14 protein-coding genes are annotated in these 17135 nt (G+C 72.5%); 5 read left to right on the top strand and 9 right to left on the bottom strand.

All coding sequences use genetic code 11. From position 1 onward, the window contains the following. Nucleotides 1-21: 21 nt before the first annotated feature. The 7 genes from IPH07_32750 to IPH07_32720 are packed head-to-tail and all read right to left on the bottom strand — an operon-like array spanning nucleotide 22 to nucleotide 7444. Nucleotides 22-2481 (bottom strand): TonB-dependent receptor, encoded by a 2460-nt coding sequence (locus IPH07_32750; GenBank protein MBK6922208.1) that lies wholly within the window; start codon nucleotides 2479-2481, stop codon nucleotides 22-24. Between the two features lie 6 nt (nucleotides 2482-2487). Continuing rightward, a complete protein-coding gene (locus IPH07_32745; protein MBK6922207.1) occupies nucleotides 2488-3630 on the bottom strand; it encodes a hypothetical protein in 1143 nt (380 codons plus the stop codon). After that, nucleotides 3627-4313, bottom strand: a complete 687-nt coding sequence (locus IPH07_32740; protein ID MBK6922206.1) for a TonB family protein — start codon at nucleotides 4311-4313, stop codon at nucleotides 3627-3629. The genes IPH07_32745 and IPH07_32740 overlap by 4 nt, the downstream gene beginning before the upstream one ends. Continuing rightward, nucleotides 4310-4726: a biopolymer transporter ExbD gene (locus tag IPH07_32735; protein ID MBK6922205.1), complete on the bottom strand. Its 417-nt coding sequence runs from the start codon at nucleotides 4724-4726 to the stop codon at nucleotides 4310-4312. Before IPH07_32735 ends, IPH07_32740 begins: the two co-directional genes overlap by 4 nt. After that, a complete protein-coding gene (locus IPH07_32730) occupies nucleotides 4723-5325 on the bottom strand; it encodes a MotA/TolQ/ExbB proton channel family protein (GenBank protein ID MBK6922204.1) in 603 nt (200 codons plus the stop codon). The genes IPH07_32735 and IPH07_32730 overlap by 4 nt, the downstream gene beginning before the upstream one ends. After that, on the bottom strand, nucleotides 5322-6683 hold the full coding sequence (locus IPH07_32725) for a MotA/TolQ/ExbB proton channel family protein (GenBank protein ID MBK6922203.1): 1362 nt from the start codon (nucleotides 6681-6683) through the stop codon (nucleotides 5322-5324). Before IPH07_32725 ends, IPH07_32730 begins: the two co-directional genes overlap by 4 nt. Further along, nucleotides 6680-7444: a DUF3450 family protein gene (locus IPH07_32720; protein MBK6922202.1), complete on the bottom strand. Its 765-nt coding sequence runs from the start codon at nucleotides 7442-7444 to the stop codon at nucleotides 6680-6682. Before IPH07_32720 ends, IPH07_32725 begins: the two co-directional genes overlap by 4 nt. 252 nt (nucleotides 7445-7696) lie before the next feature. Here IPH07_32720 and IPH07_32715 point away from each other — a divergent pair, with 252 nt between their 5' ends. The 5 genes from IPH07_32715 (at nucleotide 7697) to IPH07_32695 (ending at nucleotide 15276) form a co-directional block, all read left to right on the top strand. Next, nucleotides 7697-8611, top strand: coding sequence for a lytic polysaccharide monooxygenase (locus IPH07_32715; protein ID MBK6922201.1), 915 nt, complete (start codon nucleotides 7697-7699; stop codon nucleotides 8609-8611). Between the two features lie 12 nt (nucleotides 8612-8623). Next, entirely contained in the window at nucleotides 8624-11356 is a 2733-nt protein-coding gene (locus IPH07_32710; GenBank protein ID MBK6922200.1) for a serine/threonine protein kinase, read from the top strand. Between the two features lie 215 nt (nucleotides 11357-11571). Further along, nucleotides 11572-12258, top strand: a complete 687-nt coding sequence (locus IPH07_32705; protein ID MBK6922199.1) for a 50S ribosomal protein L25 — start codon at nucleotides 11572-11574, stop codon at nucleotides 12256-12258. 3 nt (nucleotides 12259-12261) lie between these two features. Further along, nucleotides 12262-12864, top strand: a complete 603-nt coding sequence (locus tag IPH07_32700) for an aminoacyl-tRNA hydrolase (GenBank protein MBK6922198.1) — start codon at nucleotides 12262-12264, stop codon at nucleotides 12862-12864. A gap of 216 nt (nucleotides 12865-13080) precedes the next feature. Continuing rightward, on the top strand, nucleotides 13081-15276 hold the full coding sequence (locus IPH07_32695; GenBank protein MBK6922197.1) for a sodium-translocating pyrophosphatase: 2196 nt from the start codon (nucleotides 13081-13083) through the stop codon (nucleotides 15274-15276). A gap of 109 nt (nucleotides 15277-15385) precedes the next feature. Here IPH07_32695 and alkB read toward each other — a convergent pair whose 3' ends face one another. Both alkB and ada read right to left on the bottom strand, forming a co-directional pair. Next, nucleotides 15386-16033 carry a DNA oxidative demethylase AlkB gene (alkB, locus tag IPH07_32690; GenBank protein ID MBK6922196.1) on the bottom strand — a complete coding sequence of 216 codons (648 nt, stop codon included), beginning with the start codon at nucleotides 16031-16033 and terminating at the stop codon, nucleotides 15386-15388. Then, on the bottom strand, nucleotides 16030-17118 hold the full coding sequence (ada, locus tag IPH07_32685) for a bifunctional DNA-binding transcriptional regulator/O6-methylguanine-DNA methyltransferase Ada (GenBank protein MBK6922195.1): 1089 nt from the start codon (nucleotides 17116-17118) through the stop codon (nucleotides 16030-16032). The genes alkB and ada overlap by 4 nt, the downstream gene beginning before the upstream one ends. Between the last annotated feature and the right edge of the window lie 17 nt (nucleotides 17119-17135).

Raw genomic sequence — 17135 nt, 5'->3', positions numbered from 1 at the left:
GCTCGCCTCCCGCGAGCGGCCCTACGTCGCGACGCGGGACGGCGGCGTCTTCCTGCGGCGGCGGGCGGACGGGCGCGCGAGCGTCTCGAACGAGAGGCTCGCGCGGAGCATCAGCTCCCAGCCGGGTTCGTCGGCGAAGTAGCGCAGCAGGCTCGTATAGTCGCGGTAGCGAGTGTTCGTGAGGTTGTTGCCGACCAGCGAGAGCGCGAGGCGTTCGGGGCCGAGCGGGACCTCGAAGCCGACGCTGGCGCCGAGCACGGCGTAGCCCGGTGGCGGCGCGGCGAAGTCGGCCACGGGATCGAAGCGACGCTGGCGATCGACGTACATGCCGCGCACGCCGATGAAGCCCCGCTCGATGCGGCGGGTCTCGGGCCAGTGGTAGGTGAGGCCGAGCTGGTAGCGATCGGCGGGGATGAACACGAGGTACTGCCGGCTGCGCAGATCGACCGCGCGCACCAGTGCGAGCTGGCCGTCGATCTCGACCGGCCACTTGGGTGGTTGCACGCGCACGCCGTACTCGCCACCGTAGAAGAGCGCGCCGACTGGGCGGAACGTGAACAGCGGGAAGCTGCCGTGCACTGTCTGCGTGAGCTGACCGCCCGGCGCGGGTCCGAAGTAGATGTAGTCGTCGATCCAGTTCACCCACGCGGCGCCATCGGTGGCGATGAAGCGGTTGGCGTAGGCCAGCGAGAGCGCGGCGCCCCAGGTGCGCTCGACCCCGAGTCGCGCGTCACCCAGGCCCAGCACCGGGAACGACGGTGAGCTGCCGTTCAAGAACATCTCGTCGACCGCGGGCACCCGGCCGGCGCTGCTGAGATCGAGCGTGATCGCGAAGCCGTCGTCGCGGGGGATCGGCCGCAGCACGGTCGCGATCGAGGCGGAGCCGGTGTGGAACGCGAAGCCGCAGCGGCCGCCACCATCGGCGGTGCCGTCGCAGCGCGAGGGCTGCAGTCGACCGGCTGCGACCTGCCCGAGGTAGTCGCGTTGGCGCAGGGTCGCGACGCGCGAGAGCCCGTCGTAGCGCACGCCCAGCTGCAGCTCGGCGCGGCGCAGCACCAGGCGCTCGACCGCGAACACGCCGGCGTACAGCTGCTGGTAGTCGGGCACCAGCGTCTGGTTGGAACGAAAGCGGTTGCGCTGCACCGACGCGGCGAGCCCGTAGGTGCCGCTCGACGACACCGCCGCGCTCAGCTGCTGCGGCGTGCGCTCGAAGGCGACGTCGACCCCGTGGGTGTCGAGCACGAAGGTGTACTGCGGGCCTGCGACCGCGCTGCGCACGATGTCGAACTCGCGGCGGCGGTTGTGCTGCAGCGAGTAGGTCGCGCTCAGGTGGCCGGCATCACCGAGCGAGACCACGGCGCGGGCCAGCGCGAGGTCGTGGCTGGCGTGGCTGTACGCGCGGTCGATGGCGTACTCGCGCGAGTACAGCTGCCAGTTCACCGGCCGCCCCAACGCGATGCCCTGCTGGAACTCCTCGGGGGTCGCGTTGCGCAGGCAGGTGCACAGCCCGCTCTTCACGACGTTGCGTCGGTACGCGACCACGAACTCGTGGCCGTGACGCTGGTAGCCCACGCGCGCGCCGGCGTTCCATTGCAGCGCGCCGGTGTTGTCGAGCGGGTAGCGCGGCGTGATGATGGCGGCGCCGCGCGTGATGTTGCCGTCGACGCGCCAGGCCAGCCCGCGCGCGCGCGCGTGGGCGCCATCGAGCCGCAGCGCCGCGGTGCCGCGCACGCCGTTGCTGACGCCCACCAGGTGGGCCTGGCCATCGACGCCGGGCGTCGTGCGCAGCGGCGCGGGCTCGACCAGCACCACACCGCCGATGGCATCGGGGCCGTAGCGGATGCCGCCCGGGCCCTTGATGACGGTGATGCGATCGGCCGCGAAGGGATCGATCTCGGGCGGATGGTCGAGGCCCCACTTCTGCCCGGCATGCCGCACGCCGTCGAAGATGAGCAGGCTGCGTCGCTCGTCCTGGCCGCGGATGATGGGCTTGCCGGGCGCACCGCCGCTGCCGCGCAGCACCGTGACCCCCGGCACGCGCGCGAGCGTGTCGGCGAGGTTGCGCCCGCGCAGCTGCGCGAGCGCCTCGCCATCGATGCTGTGGCTTGCGCGCAGCTCGGTGGGGGCCGGCGCGAGCGCCTCGACCACCACGTCGTCGACGCGATCGACCATGCGGGGCTCGAGCACCGCCTCGAGCTCGCGCGTGGGATCCTGCGCTGCGATGGCGACCCGCAGCGAGCGCGGCTCGTAGTCGGCGCGGCCGATCGCGAGGGTTCGCTCGCCGCGGCACACGCCTTCGAACGCGAAGCGGCCGTCGTCGTCGGCGGTGGTGGTGCGCTCGCCGTCGCGATCCGAGAGTCGCACGTGCGCGGCCGCGATGCCCTCGCCGGTGGCGGCATCGATGGCGCGCCCGCGCAGTTGCGCGTCGCAGTCGTCGACCGAGGCCGGCAGTGCCAGCGCGAGGATCCAGGGCGCGAACATGGCGTGCTAGGGGTGGGGTGAGTCGTCGGACGCCGGCGCGTCGTCGGCCGCCGCGACGCGACCGGTGGCGGCCAGCAGCGCGCGCGCAGGGCCCTCGAGCGCGCCGCCCAGCAGGCCGCGTGCGATGCTGCTGGCTTGCGCGTACTGACCGAGGGCGTAGTGGGCGTGGGCGAGTCGCAGACGCGTGGCAGGGCCGTTCACACCGGCACGCGCGAGCGCGGGCGCGAGCGCCACCACGCGGGCGTGTCGCCCGGCGGCAAAGAGGATGCTCGCGCGCTGATCGAGCCGCGTCGCGTCGCCGCGCACGCGAGCATTGGCCGCCAGTGCGCGCTCGGTCGCGCCGGCCATGCGGTACTGATCGGCGGCCGCGAACCATGTGTCGCCGCCGCGTCGGGCCGCACGCTCGAACAGGCCTGCGGCCGTGCGGTGGTACTCCGCGGCCGCCCACGCGTGCGCGAGCCGGGCGATCACCTCGGCGTCGCCGGGGAAGCGCAGGGCGATCGACTCGAGTAGTGGGAGTGCGGCGCGATCGCGGTGGAGCGCCGACAGCACCACGAGCGCGCCGGTGCGCTCGATCGCGGTCTCGGGCAGCGCGAGCCAAGCACCCGCCCACGCCCGCGCAGCGGCATCGAGCCCGCGATCGGCACACAGTGCGACCAGCTCGAGCACCGCGGTGGGCTCGTCGGGGAAGTTGCGCGCCGCGAGCACGAACGCTGCGTAGGCATCGTCGTCGTGGCCGAGCGCGAGCGCGACGCGACCCTGCAGGAGCGGCTGCGCGGCGGTGGTGGTCGCGAGCGCCTCGGTGCCCACCAGCGCACGCGCGGCCGCCTCGGCATGGCCGAGCGCCAGCTCGGCCTGGGCGAGGTGCAGTCGCAGCGGTGGATCGTCGTGGGCCGCGAGCGCGGTGGTGAACGCGCGCGCGGCCGCGGCGGCGTCGCCCCGCGCGAGCGCGAGCAGACCCTCGAGCCGCGCGCGGTTGGGGGCATCGAGCGTGGTCGTCGACAGCCGCGCGGCGGCATCCTCGAGCGCGCCCATCCGAATCGCGCGCTCGATTGCAGCGTACTGCGCGAGCTCGGGATCGTCGGGCGCGTGGGCTGGGCCCGCCGCCGCGAACATGTGCATCACCAGTCGCAAGGTCGCGTAGGTCATCGCCGGAGCCTGAACACGATGCGTTGCTCGATGGTGCTGGAGACCGCACGGCCGTGCTTGCGCGCGGGCTCGAAGCGATAGCTGCGGGCGGTTCGCAGCGCGACGGCGTCGAAGACCTCGGGTGGGGTCGCGCGCACCACCACGACGTCGTCGACGCGACCGCGTGCGTCGACGTGCAGGCGCACGACCACCGCGCCTTCGATGCCCGCTCGCTGGGCATCGCGGGGATAGCTCGGCGCCGGGCGTGCGATCGGCCGCGCGGGGGTGTCGGGTGCGTCATCGTCGTCGTCGCGGGTCGGGCGGGTGCCGGGCAGCGCGGCGCCCAACCCCGCGGCGCCGCCGGCCGGCCCCAGTGCGAGGCCCGGCAGCGCGCTGGCGTCACCGGCGAGGGCATCGCGCGATAGCGACGGCAACGCGGGCGGCTCGAGGGCGGGCTGCGGCAGCGGGCTCGGCTGCGGTGCGAGGGCCTGCGGGCTCGGCTGCGGCAGCGCCAGCTCCGGCGGCGACTCGGGCGTCGGTGGAGCCATGACCTCGATCACCAGCGCTGCGGCGGGCTCGCGCGCAGGGGCTTCGGGGCGCTCCCGCGCCATGCGGGCCACGCCGACCAACGACAACGAGGTCGCGAGCACGCCGATCGCAAGCGCGATCGCGACGCGGGCCACGGTGCGATGCAGCGCGCTCATGGTGAGGCACCGGCTTCCACCGCGAGTGCGACCGACGACGCACCCGCGCGCCGGCACGCATCCATCACCGACACCAGCGTCTCGGCGTGCACGCCCTTGTCGGCGACCAGCAGCACCGCGCCATCGCGCGCGCCGGTGAGCCGATCGCGGACCTCGGCCTCGATGCGCCAGCTGCTGGTGGGCCGCGCATCGACGGTGACCTCGCCGCGCTCGCTGACCGCGACCCGCACGATCTCGCTGGGCTGCTCGCGCGCGGTGCTGGCTTGTGGGCGCTCGACATCGATGCCGAGGTCGTGGACGAACGTGGTCGTGACCACGAAGAAGATCAGCAGGATGAAGACGATGTCGATGAGCGGCGTGATGTCGAGCGCGCTGCCCTCGCGGGTCTCCTCGGCGAGCTGACCGAGCCTCATGACGCGCGACCCTCGTCGAAGCGCGCGGCCAGCAGCGCGCGCGTGGCCTGCAGCTCGCGACGACGTCGGGCCGCCAGGCGATCGAGCAGGCGCGCCGCGATGAGCCCGGGGATGCCGATCGCGAGCCCCAGCTGGGTCGTGACCAGGGCGATCGAGATGCCGCCGGCCACGCTCTCGTCGCTGTGGTGGTGGCTGCCGTGCATCGACGCGAAGGTCTCGATCATGCCCGCGACCGTCCCCAGCAGGCCCAGCAGCGGCGCCGCGGCGACCAGCGCATTCAGTACGGCGCCGAAGCTCTCGGTGCGATCGATCTCGTGCATGGTCCAGCGGTCGAGGTCGTGGTGACAGCCGCCGGGTCGCGCGAGCGCGGCGGCAGCACGCTGCACGAAGCGATCGATCACCCCGCGTGGTGCCGCCGTCGGCGAGCTCAGCAGCGCGTCGCGCAGCGGCCCGCGGACACCCCGACGCAGCTCGAGCGCGCGCAGCACCACGATGGTCCACAGCATCACGCTGATGCCGACCAGTGCCCACGAGATCCATCCGCCGGCCGCGATCACCGTGCGCGCGTCGGCCAGCGCGGCGTCGAGCACCGCGCTCATGCGTCCTCGACCCCGTCGCGGGGGGCGACCGCGTCGGCGAAGGCACCGTGCTCGTGCCCGTGATGGTGCTCGTGCCCGCCGGCGATGCCATGGATGTGCTGCAGCACTGCTTGCTCGATCGCGACCAGCACACGTCTCGCGCCCCGCAGCAGCAGTGCGTGCACGACCAGCGCCGGGATCGCCACCGCGAGCCCGAACTGCGTGGTCAGCAGCGCCTCGGAGATGCCACCGGCGAGTTGCTGGGCGTCGGAGGTGCCCTTGCTCGTGACCACCGAGAAGGTGGTGATCATGCCGTTGACGGTGCCGAGCAGGCCGGCGAGCGGTGCGACCGCGGCGGCCAGCGACAGCAGCGACAGCCGTCGGTAGAGCCGCTCGCGGATGCCGATCACCGCCTGGGTCGCGAGCTCCTCGATCGCGCTGCGATCGGCGTGGGCGGCCGGGGCCAGCACCACCACCAACGGCGTGGCGATCGGATCGCGCTCGGCTGCGAGCGCTGCGTCGCGTTGCGCGGCCGGCAGCCTCACCGCGGCCTCGAGGCGTCGCACCGCGGCGCGCCACCGCAGCGCGATCCAGCCCACGGCGAGCAGGCGCTCGATCGCCACCAACGCTGCCAGCACGCCGAAGCCCAGCAGCACCCACATCAGCGGGCCGCCGCGATCCATGGTCTGGCGCCAGTCGGGGGCCAGCCACGCGCGCGGGTCGGTCGCGACGTCGGGATCCTGCAGCACCACCCGCACGCGCACGCCGTCGCTGCCGTCGATCCGCGCACCCGTTACGCCCGCCGCGGCCTGCAGCCCCTGCGGAGTGTCGACCAGCGGCTGCGCAGCGTCGTCCCACGCGACCGCGGCCAGCTCCCCCACGCGCAGCACCGCGCCGTGTCGAGCGCTGCCATCGACGTCGAACCACGTCGCGTCGGACTCGATCCGCGCGCGCGCGGCTCGATCGGCGTGGCGCAGCACCGCCTCGAACAGCCGCGGCAGTCGCTCGAGATCGTCGGCCTCGCCCGCGACCGGCGCGGCCTGGTGGAGCTCGAGCCAGCCGGCCTGTTGTTGCTGCAGCTCGGCGAGCTGGCGCTGCTGCGTCGCGCCGGCGCGGGTGCGCTCGCTCGCCGGCAACGAGCGCTCGCGGGCGGCGTTGTCGAGCTGCACGCCGGCGAGCTCGCGCGTGAGCTGCTCGACCTCGGCCTCGGCGCTGCGGATCGCCGCCTTGGCGCCGGATGCCGCGTCGTCGACCGCCTTGCGCAGACCATCGCGCTCCGTCCGGAGCGCCTCGAGCTCGTCGGTACGGGCGGCCTCGAGCGACGGCGGTGCCGAGTACACCGCGACGGTCAGCTGCGCGGCGAGCAGTCCGACGATCATGGCGTGCCCCCCGGCTGCAGCGTCTCGCGCGGCAACGGCAGCACGGCGGGGCCGAAGCCGCGGTTGTCGTGGTAGGCGTCGAACAGCGCGAGCACCTCGCGCGCCATCGCGGGATCGTCGATGGGTTCGATGCGCCACGTGGTGCCGTCGTGGCGAGTCCACGCCACCGCGCCAGCCTGCGTGCGCACGTACATCACGGCCATGCCGATGCGCAGCACCTCGGCGAGCTGCTCGTCGCCCGCGGTCGTGACCACCTGCTGGCCGAGCTCGATCTCTCCGGCCAGCGCGAGGTCCTGCTCGACGAACCGCCACAGTCGCTGCATCGCGCGCCCGAGATCGGGTTCGCTGACCTGCAGGGAGGCCTCGATGCGATCGAGCTCGGCCTCGCGATCGGCTCGCGCGAACGGCAGCGAGGCTCGCACGTGCTCGCGCACCGCGGCGATCGCCGCCAGCGCCGGTGCACGACCGCGGGCCGCCGCGGTGATCTCGGCCTCGTCGCGCGCGGCGTCCTGCGCCTGCAGCTCGCGCAGCTGCGCGTTGCGGGAGCGCGCCGCCCGGAGCGCTCGCGCGAGCTCGACCCGCTCGGCCCGCAGCGCCGCGAGCTGCTCGGTCTGCTCGGCCCGCACCTGCGCGAGCTCACCGGCGAGTCGCTCGACCTCGACGCGCAGCGCGACCACGGCTTCGTCGGTGGTACCGGCGGCTTGGGCCGCCAACGGCAGGCACAACAGCAGCGAAGCGACGATTCGTGGCCAGTGCAGCATGCTCGAAGGTGCGACCGCATGTGGCGCCCGTGCGCGCCGTCGTCGGTGTCTCCCGTGGGGCGTCGTTACTACGCCCGCGGGCGTGCCGGTGCGTCGGTCGCTGCACGGGTCCCTGGGCCCCCGCCGCGCGGCATTTCAACGCTTGTGCAAGTGTCTCGCGACCTCACGCTCCCGACACGCGACCGCGCGATCGCAGGTCCGACGCGGACGCGACGGGCGGCGGCGCCGTGCGAGTTCGTGTACCGTTGGCCCGTGCACATTCGTCTGGGTCATCGGCTCGTTCTCGGTCTCGCTGCCTTCGGCGGGGTCGTCGTTTCCCCCTCGATCGCGGGCGCGCACTTCGTGCTGCAGGCACCGGCCGCGAACTTCGAGCAGAGCGGGTTGGGCGATCCCCAGAAGGCGCCGCCCTGCGGCGACAATGGCACCGCGGTCCCCACCGACATGATCACCGCCTATCAGGGCGGCGACACCATCACGATCACGATCGACGAGACGGTCTACCACCCCGGTCACTACCGCATCGCGCTGGCGGTCAACGACCCCAGCGAGCTGCCGGCGGAGCCCGACGTCACACCCGGCGACATGTTCGCCTGCGGCTCGGCGGCGATCATGGATCCGCCGGTGTTCCCGGTGCTGGCCGATGGCGTGTTCGAGCACACCAGCGCGTTCGACTCGCCGCAGTCGATCGACATCACGCTGCCCAACGACGTCACGTGCACCAACTGCACCCTGCAGATCATCCAGTTCATGTCGGAGCACGGCCTGAACAACCCCGGCGGTTGCTACTACCACCACTGCGCGAACATCTCGATCACGCCGTCGGCGGGCGATACCAGCGGCGGTGGCAACGACTCCGGTGACAGCAGCGGCGGCTCGGCCTCGGCGAGCGGCACCGACGGCACCACCTCCGCGACCACCGACGCCAGCGCCAGCGCGAGCGCCAGTGGCAGCGCGAGCGCGACCGCGGGCGGCGAGTCGACCGGCGATGCGACGCTCGGCGGTGGCAGCGGCGGCACCGGTGGCACTGATTCTGCCGGCTCGACCGACGACGACGGGGGCGGCTGCGCGTGCACGAGTGCGGCGTCGCGCGGACCGGCGTCGGGCCTCGTCGGCCTGCTGGGGCTGTTCGGACTGGTGGGCCTGCGCCTGCGGACGCGCCGTCGCTAGAATCGCAGCGTCTTGTCGAACCGCGAGACCGACCCTCGATCGGGTGAGACCCGGGCCGAGACCCTCGATGGCGTGCCGATCGTCGGCGAGCCCTCGCCACCGCCCCGGTTCGGTCGCTACACCCTCATCCGCCGCCTCGGTGAAGGCGGCATGGGCACGGTGTGGTCGGCCTACGACGACACCCTCGATCGCCGCGTGGCGATCAAGGTGGTCTCGGGGGCCCATCGCTCGGAGCGCTCGCGCGATCGCATGCTGCGCGAGGCCAAGGCGCTCGCGCGCGTGAACCACCCCAACGTCGTGCAGGTGTTCGAGGTCGGTGAGCTCGAGCAGGGCCTGTTCGTCGCGATGGAGTACGTCGTCGGCGACAGCCTGCGGCAGTGGCTCACCGGTGAGCGCCAGTTCCACGAGGTGCTCGCGATGTTCCTGCAGGCGGCTCGCGGACTCGCGGCGGTGCACGAGGCCAAGCTGGTGCACCGCGACTTCAAGCCCGACAACGTCATGATCGGCGACGACGGGCGCGTGCGGCTGGTGGACTTCGGCATCGCCAAGCAAGAGGCCGGCCCCGAGCTCGAGGCGGTTGCGCTGCCCGAGGACGCGCGCGCCGAGATCTCGATCGATCGCATCACGCGAACCGGAGAGTTCATCGGCACGCCGATGTACATGTCGCCCGAGCAGCTGCGCGGGCTCAGCGTCGACGCGCGCTCCGACCAATTCGGCTTCTGTGTGTCGCTGTTCCGGGCCGCGTATCACACGCTGCCGTTCCCCGGCGAGAAGCTCGGTGCGCTGGCGCAGAACGTGTTCCTCGGCAACACCGTCGATCCGCCGCGGCCGCCCGGGGTCCCGGCTGGCCTGCGCGCGATCCTCCTGCGCGGGCTCGCGGTCGATCCGGATGCCCGCTGGCCGTCGATGGACGCGCTGATCCAGGCGCTCGAACGCTCGCTGCCGCGTCCGGGACGCCAGCGTCGCATCGCCATGGGCGTGGCGACGGTGGCGGTGCTGGGCGGGGTTGCGTGGGCCTCGCGCGCGCGCGAACCGGGCTGCGACGGCGGGCCGGAGCAGCTGGCCCCGCTGTGGAATCCCGCGCGGGCCGACGCACTCCGCAGCGCCTTCGCCGACGCCGACGCCGAGACGACCTTCGATCATGTCGAGGGTGCACTCGGCCGCTTCGTGCAGACATGGCTGGGCCAGCACCGCGACGCGTGCATGGCCCATCGCCGCGGCGAGCAGTCGGCACCGCTGCTCGATCGTCGCATGGCGTGTCTCGAGCGTCGTCGCCGAGAGCTCGGTGCGCTGCTCGCCGAGTTCGATCAGTTCGACGTCGGCCTGGTGCGCGCGGCTCCCGACGCCGTCAGTCGCCTGGCCTCGCCGGAGCAATGCGGCGATCTCGAACGGCTCGCCGAGGACGGCGGGCCCGCGCCGCGGCCCGAGGACGCAGCCCGCATCGATGCCGCGCGCACCGAGCTCGAGCGTGCGCGGGCGCAGGAGCGGGCCGGTCGCGCACCCCGTGCGCGCGAGACCCTCGAGGCGGTGCGTGCCGAGGTCCTCGCGATCGATCATCCGCCGCTGCTGTTCGACTTCTACCTCTTGCTCGCCGATCTCGATCGCTTCGACGGTCGACTCGCGCAGTCGCAGGCCGCGCTCGAGACCGCGTTCAAGCTGGCGGTGGTGCACGGCCTCGAGCATGGCGCCAGCGATGTCTCGGTGGGGATGGTTGCGCTGGTCGGCGCCGAGCAGGGCCGCTTCGCCGACGTCGACGCCTGGGTCCGCGTGGCCGATGCATGGCTGGAGCGCATCGGCGATCCGCCGCTGTCGCGCGTGACGCTGCTCGAGGCGCAGGCGGCGATCGACGAGCGCGCCAACCGACTCGAGCAGGCGCGCACACGGCTGGAGGAGGCGCTCGCCATGCTGGCGGGCGAGGACCACCACGAAGCGCTGCGTTCGCTGGCGATCTCGCACAACGAGCTGGGCCTGGTGCTGCATCGTCTGCACCTGTGGCGCGAGGCCGAGGCTGCGCTGCGGCAGTCCCGTGAAGAGTGGATCGAGCTGCTCGGCCCCGATCACCCCATCACCACCGATGCGTTCAACAACCTCGGCTCGCTGTTCCTCGACGAGAACCGTCCGGATGCCGCCGAGGCCGCATTCCGCGAGGCGCTGGTCGCCCGCGAGCGCATCTTCGGGCGCGACCATCCCAAGGTCGCGCACGTGCTGCACAACCTCGGCACCACCGCCGCGAAGCGCGGCGACTCTCGCACGGCGCTCGAGTTCCACACCGAGTCACTCGCGATCCTCGAGCGCAACCTCGGGCCCGACGATCCCGCCGTCGCGGTGCCGCTGATGGCGATCGGCAACTGTCACACCGCGCTGGGCCAGCCGCAGGCGGCGCTGCCGTTCCTCGCGCGGGCGTTGGCGATCGACGAGACCACGCTCGGGCCCGAGCATCCCGAGGTCGCCTACGATCTGCACGCGACCGCGTCGGCGCGCAACGCCATGGGCGAGTACGAGGCCGCCCGCCACGACGCCGCGCGCTCGCTCGCGATCCGCGAGGGACTCGGGCTCGATCCCCGCTACCTCGGCGAGTCGAGGATCCAGCTCGCGGTCGCGCTGCGGGGCCTGGGTCGCCTCGACGAGGCGCGCACACAGGGGGAGCGCGCGCTCGCCGAGTACACCGCGAACGCGGAGGCGGCCGACAAGATCCGCGCCTGGCTCGGGACCCTGGGGCAGCCGGGGATCCCAGCGCCGCTCTGACGGACCTTCGGAGCCCGCCGCCCGCGGGCCCACGCGGCGACTTGACGAACGTGCCGGGCAGCGGCTATCCGATCGCCCGCGCAGGTCCCTCTTTGGGTCCCGCGTCCTCCCTCGCGGGAGCCTCGGCGGCGAAGCCCCATTCTGGCGGCACCTACCCGAGACCCGCCACCAACCACGCCCCCGCCGCCTCGGCGTGGGCGATCGCAGGAGTTCCCATGTCCCAGACCTACGGTGTCCTCGAAGTCGATCTCCGCGTCCCCGATGGCAAGGGCGGCGTCCGCCGTCTGCGTCGCGCGGGCAAGTTCCCGGCGGTGGTGTACGGCCGCGGCGGCGAGTCGGTCTCGATCGCGATCGATCCCCACTCGTACCTGCGCGCGACCGATCCGAAGATGGGCTACAACACCTACTTCAAGCTCGCGCTCAAGAAGGACGGCAAGGCCGCGGGCGAGGAGCTGTGCATGATCACCGACATCCAGCGCGACTCGCTGCGCGACGCCGTGGTGCACATCGACTTCATGCGCGTCGACCCCGAGAAGGAGGTCGTGCGCCCGGTGCCCGTGCGCGTGATCGGTCGCGCGGCCGGCATGGTCAAGGGCGGCCGGGTCGACATCACCCGCCGCACCGTGCACGTCGCCGCCAAGCCGGCCCACGTGCCCGCCGAGATCGTCCTCGACGTCACGCCGCTCGACAACGGCGAGTCGATCAAGATGAAGGACGTGAAGCTGGACAACGCCCGCGTCGACGAGCACGGCGAGCTGCCGCTGGTGATCTGCCACCTCGCGCGCGCCAAGGCCGAGGACGAGGTCGCGGCCCCGGCCCCCGGTGGCAAGGCTGCTCCGGCGGGCAAGGCTGCGCCCGCCGCCAAGGCTGCACCCGCCGCCAAGGCGCCCGCCAAGAAGTAGCCCGTGGCCGACGCGGCGCCATGGCTGTTGGTGGGCCTCGGCAACCCCGGGGCCAAGTACGCCGGCCATCGCCACAACGTCGGCTTCATGGCCGTCGAGCGCTGGGCCGATCGTTTCGCGACGCCCGGCGCCGATGGCTGGCGCGAGAAGTTCCACGCCCGCACCGTGACGCTGTCGACACCGTTCGGGCGCGTGGTCGTGCTCGAGCCGCAGACGTACATGAACCGCTCGGGCCAGAGCGTCGGGGCGGCGGCGGGGTTCTTCCACGTGCCGCCCAAGCAGGTCGTCGTGGTCCACGACGAGATCGACTTCGTGCTCGGTCGCGTGGCCGTCAAGCAGGGCGGCGGCCATGGCGGGCACAACGGCCTGCGCGACATCATCCCCGCGCTGGGGTCCGCCGAATTCGTGCGGGTTCGCATGGGTGTCGGTCGTCCGGTCCACGGTGAGGTCGCCGACTGGGTGCTGTCGGACTTCGGCGCCAGCGAACGCGCGATCGAGCTGCCGTCGATGTTGGATCGGGCCGAGCAGGCCATCACGGCGATCCTCCGGGACGGCGTCCAGGCCGCGATGTTGGCGACCAACACCAAGGGCACCGGGCAGGCCTGAGTCCGGCGGCGATCGCCGATGGCATGCGCCCGTGCGCGGGCGACATGACCTGGCTTACGTCGCCACTGGCTCGCGATGCGCGTGCGCCCGCACGTCGCCGCCGCATCGAACACCCTTCCCCGAGGCCAGTTTTGCGTGTATGTCGTGCCCCGCGCGACTCGGGTTCTCGTCCTCTTCGCGAGGGCGGCTGCCTGCGGCGCGGAAGGCAAAACCTCCGTGGACAACCAGACGCTTCTCTACATGATCCCCGCCGCCGGCTTGATCGGCCTGGTCTACGCGTACACGACCGCGACCTGGATCGGCAAGCAGGACCCCGGCGACCGTCGCATGCAGACGATCGCCGATCAGATCTACAAGGGCGCGATGGCCTTCATCGGCGCCGAGTACCGCGTGCTCGCGATCTTCGTGGTCGCCGTCGCCGCGCTGCTCATCATGCTCAACCTCTCGGTGGGCGCCTCGTGGATGATCGGCTTGGCGTTCATCTCCGGTGCGGGCGCATCGGCGCTGTCGGGCTACTTCGGCATGCGCGTCGCCACCCAGGCCAACGTGCGCACCGCCGCCGCCGCGCGCCGCGGCCTCGCACCCGCGCTCGTCATCGCCTTCCGCGGTGGTGCCGTGATGGGCATGAGCGTGGTCGGTCTCGGCCTGCTCGGCCTCGGTATCCTCTTCATCGCATTCAACGGCTCGACCAACGCGCTCGCGAACGTCGAGGGCGTCGAGCACGGCAAGACGGCGCTCTACCAGGTGGTGCAGCTGCTGGCCGGCTACTCGATGGGCGCCTCGTCGATCGCGCTGTTCGCCCGCGTCGGCGGTGGCATCTACACCAAGGCCGCCGACGTCGGTGGCGACCTGGTCGGCAAGGTCGAGTCGGGCATCCCCGAGGATCACCCGCTCAACCCCGCGACCATCGCCGACAACGTCGGTGACAACGTCGGCGACGTCGCTGGCATGGGCGCCGATCTCTTCGAGTCGTACATCGCCGCGATCGTCGGTGCGATGGTCATCGGCGTGACCCTGCAGCAGGGTCGCCTCGAGGCGGTGCTGCTGCCGATGGTCCTCGCCGCGATCGGCGTGGTGGTCTCGGTGGCCGCGACCTACGTGGTCAAGACCAAGGAGGGTGGCAACCCGCAGAGCGCGCTCAACGGCGGCTCGACCGGTGCCGCGGTGGTGATGGTCGCCATCGCCTACTTCGTGGTCGACTACTTCGTGGGCGTCGCCGCTGCGGGCAAGCACCCGATCATGTACGACGGCAGCGCCAAGACCACGCTCGACCTCTTCATCCCGATGGCGGGTGGTCTCGCGGCGGGCGTCGCGATCGGCTTCATCACCGACTACTACTGCAGCAAGCACAAGCCGCCGGTCGACTCGGTGGTGGCGCAGTCGGCCACCGGCCCCGCGACCAACATCATCGCCGGTCTCGGCGTCGGCATGCGCTCGACCGCCGCGCCGGTGGTCTGCATCGCGGCCGCGATCCTCCTGGCCAACCACTACGCCGGCCTCTACGGCATCGCGCTGGCGGGTCTGGGCATGCTCTCGACCACTGGCATCCAGCTGGCGGTCGATGCCTACGGCCCCATCTCGGACAACGCCGGCGGCATCGCGCAGATGGCCAACCTCCCCCACGAGGTCCGCGAGCGCACCGACAACCTCGACGCGGTCGGCAACACCACCGCGGCGATCGGCAAGGGCTTCGCGATCGGCTCGGCGGCCCTCGCCGCGCTGGCGCTGTTCGCTGGCTACAAGCAGATCGCGCTGCCCACCACGGCGATGCCGCTCACGCATCCGCACGTCACGGTCGGCCTGCTCATCGGCGGCATGATGCCGTTCCTGTTCTCGTCGATGGCCATGAAGGCCGTCGGTGAGGCCGCGATGGAGATGATCCAGGAGGTCCGCCGGCAGTTCCGCGAGATCCCGAAGCTGCGCCCCGCGCTCGAGCTCGTGAAGGCGGCCGAGGACGAGAACCGCGAGCTGACGGACGCCGAGGAGGAGCAGATCTTCGAGGCCACGAAGGACGCGCAGGTCGCCAAGTGCGTCGCCATCTCCACCCAGGCCGCCATCAAGCGCATGATCGTGCCGGGCCTGCTGGCGGTCATCTCGCCGGTGGTGATGGGCTTCTGGTCGCCGCTGGCCCTGGGTGGTCTGCTCGCCGGCACGCTGGTGTCGGGCGTGATGCTCGCGATCTTCATGTCCAACGCCGGTGGTGCGTGGGACAACGCGAAGAAGCAGGTCGAGGAGCAGAAGAAGGACTACGACCTCAAGGTGAACACCGGCAAGGGTTCGGAGCGCCACAAGGCCGCCGTCATCGGCGACACCGTTGGCGACCCCTTCAAGGACACCGCCGGCCCGAGCTTGAACATCCTCATCAAGCTCATGTCGATCGTCGCGGTCGTGATCGCGCCCTTCCTCGGCTAGCGAGCAGGGTGAGCGTGGGCCGACCGCAGGGTCGGCGCGACGAGGGCGGCCCCACCGATGGTGGAGGCCGCCCTCGGCAATTTCGGGCTCCCGCGGACCGCGAGGCGCGTCATCGGACCTTGCGAAAGGTGAGGTTGATGCGGTCCTCGCCGAACGCCGGGTGCCACGCGCGACGCAGCGGCGCGACCGCGTGGTAGCGCATGCGCGCCGGCCCACCCCACACCGTGACGTCGCCGTGCTCGAGCACGACCCGCGTGGTTGCGTCGCTGCGCGCGTCGCCGCCGAACAGGAACACCGCCGGCACACCGAGCGAGATCGACACGATCGGCGCCACGCGATCGCGTTCGTCGGCGTCGCGGTGCAGCGACAATCGTGCCCCCGGCACGTAGCGGTTCACCAGGCACGCATCGGGGTCGTAGTCGTCGAAGCCGAGCGCCGCCGCGGCGCGTCGGGCGAGCTCGGCGAAGACTGCCGGCATCGCCGGCCACGGCGCGTCTCGCAGGGGATCGCGGGCGTCGTAGCGATAGCCGCGGGCGTCCGAGACCCAGCCGAGCGGGCCGCAGTTGGTCATCGCGACCGACATCGTGTAGCCGCCCGGCGTCACGAGGTGGCGTGGCGGCGCCGCGGCGAGCACCGCCGCGACACCGTCGAGCAACGCGCGCTCGAGCGGGAGCGCGAAGCCCTGCAGCACCTTCGCGCCGGGGCCCAGCTCGACATCGTCGCCGGCCAGCGAGAAGCCCAGCTGGGCCTGGCTCATCGCGACTCGCCTCCGCGCTCGCGCTGCAGCAGCGCGTGCTTGCGATCGATGCCCCAGCGGTAGCCTGCGAGGTCGCCGTCGCGACGGACCACGCGGTGGCACGGGATCGCGATCGCCAGCGGATTCGCGGCGCAGGCCTGTGCGACGGCACGGGCCGATCGCGGCAGTCCCAGCGCGTCGGCGATGCCGGTGTAGTCGCGGGTCTCGCCGGGCGGGATCGCCTGCAGTGCGGCCCACACCCGCCGCTGGAACGCGGTGCCGCGGATGTCGAGCGGCAGCTGCAGGCCCAGCTGTGGCGCTTCGACCATGCCGACCACCGCGGCGATGGTCTGTGCGAATGCCGGGTCGTCGCCGACGAGCTCGGCGCGCGGGAACCTGCGCTCGAGGTCGTGCACGAGCGGCTCGGGATCGTCACCGATGAGGATCGCGCACACGCCGAGGTCGGTCGTCGCCACCAGGATCGCGCCCAGGCTGCACTGCCCGACGGCGAAGCGGATGCGCTCGCGATCACCCCCTTGGCGCCAGCGGGTCGGCGTCATCCCGAGTGTGGCGCGCGAGGTCTCGTAGAAGCGCGACGACGAGCCGAAGCCCGCCGCATGGATGGCCTCGGTCACGCTGCTGCCGGCCTCGAGCTCGCTGCGCACGCGGCGGTTGCGATGCGCCGCCGCGTAGGCCCGCGGCGTCAGCCCGGTGCCGGCCTTGAACAGCCGATGGGTGTGGAACTCGCTCTTGCCGACGTGCTGCGCGAGCTGTTCGAGCGTCGGCACCTCCTCGCTACCCTCGATGAACCGACACAGCTTGGCGACCAGTTCGCCGTGCTGCGCCGCGGGGCTGGGGCCGTCGGGTCGACAGCGCTTGCAGGGACGGAAGCCGGCCCGGACGGCGGCGGCCGGCTCGGCGTAGAAGCTGACGTTCTCGGGCCGCGGCGGCCGGGCAGGGCACGACGGCCGACAGAACACGCCGGTGGTGCGTACGGCGTAGACGAAGCTGCCGTCGGCCCGCGCGTCGCGGGTGCGCAGCGCCTGCCAGCGTGGATCGGTCGCGTCGGCGCAGGCCGGGCGCGGGCGTGGGGAGGTGCGGGTCATGGCGGCAACTCTGGCGA

It is taken from the genome of Deltaproteobacteria bacterium (assembly GCA_016709225.1).
Lineage (GTDB): Bacteria > Myxococcota_A > Polyangia > Nannocystales > Nannocystaceae > Xiheibacterium > Xiheibacterium phototrophicum.
The sequence above is the reverse complement of the archived record's forward strand: the minus strand, read 5'-3'. Positions and strand labels throughout refer to the sequence as shown.

Coding starts and splice junctions, on each gene's coding strand:
- IPH07_32750 (MBK6922208.1), bottom strand. CDS start 2,481: ATGTTCGCGCCCTGGATCCTCGCGCTGGCACTGCCGGCCTCGGTCGAC.
- ada (MBK6922195.1), bottom strand. CDS start 17,118: ATGACCCGCACCTCCCCACGCCCGCGCCCGGCCTGCGCCGACGCGACC.
- IPH07_32720 (MBK6922202.1), bottom strand. CDS start 7,444: ATGCTGCACTGGCCACGAATCGTCGCTTCGCTGCTGTTGTGCCTGCCG.
- IPH07_32725 (MBK6922203.1), bottom strand. CDS start 6,683: ATGATCGTCGGACTGCTCGCCGCGCAGCTGACCGTCGCGGTGTACTCG.
- alkB (MBK6922196.1), bottom strand. CDS start 16,033: ATGAGCCAGGCCCAGCTGGGCTTCTCGCTGGCCGGCGACGATGTCGAG.
- IPH07_32745 (MBK6922207.1), bottom strand. CDS start 3,630: ATGACCTACGCGACCTTGCGACTGGTGATGCACATGTTCGCGGCGGCG.
- IPH07_32735 (MBK6922205.1), bottom strand. CDS start 4,726: ATGAGGCTCGGTCAGCTCGCCGAGGAGACCCGCGAGGGCAGCGCGCTC.
- IPH07_32705 (MBK6922199.1), top strand. CDS start 11,572: ATGTCCCAGACCTACGGTGTCCTCGAAGTCGATCTCCGCGTCCCCGAT.
- IPH07_32730 (MBK6922204.1), bottom strand. CDS start 5,325: ATGAGCGCGGTGCTCGACGCCGCGCTGGCCGACGCGCGCACGGTGATC.
- IPH07_32740 (MBK6922206.1), bottom strand. CDS start 4,313: ATGAGCGCGCTGCATCGCACCGTGGCCCGCGTCGCGATCGCGCTTGCG.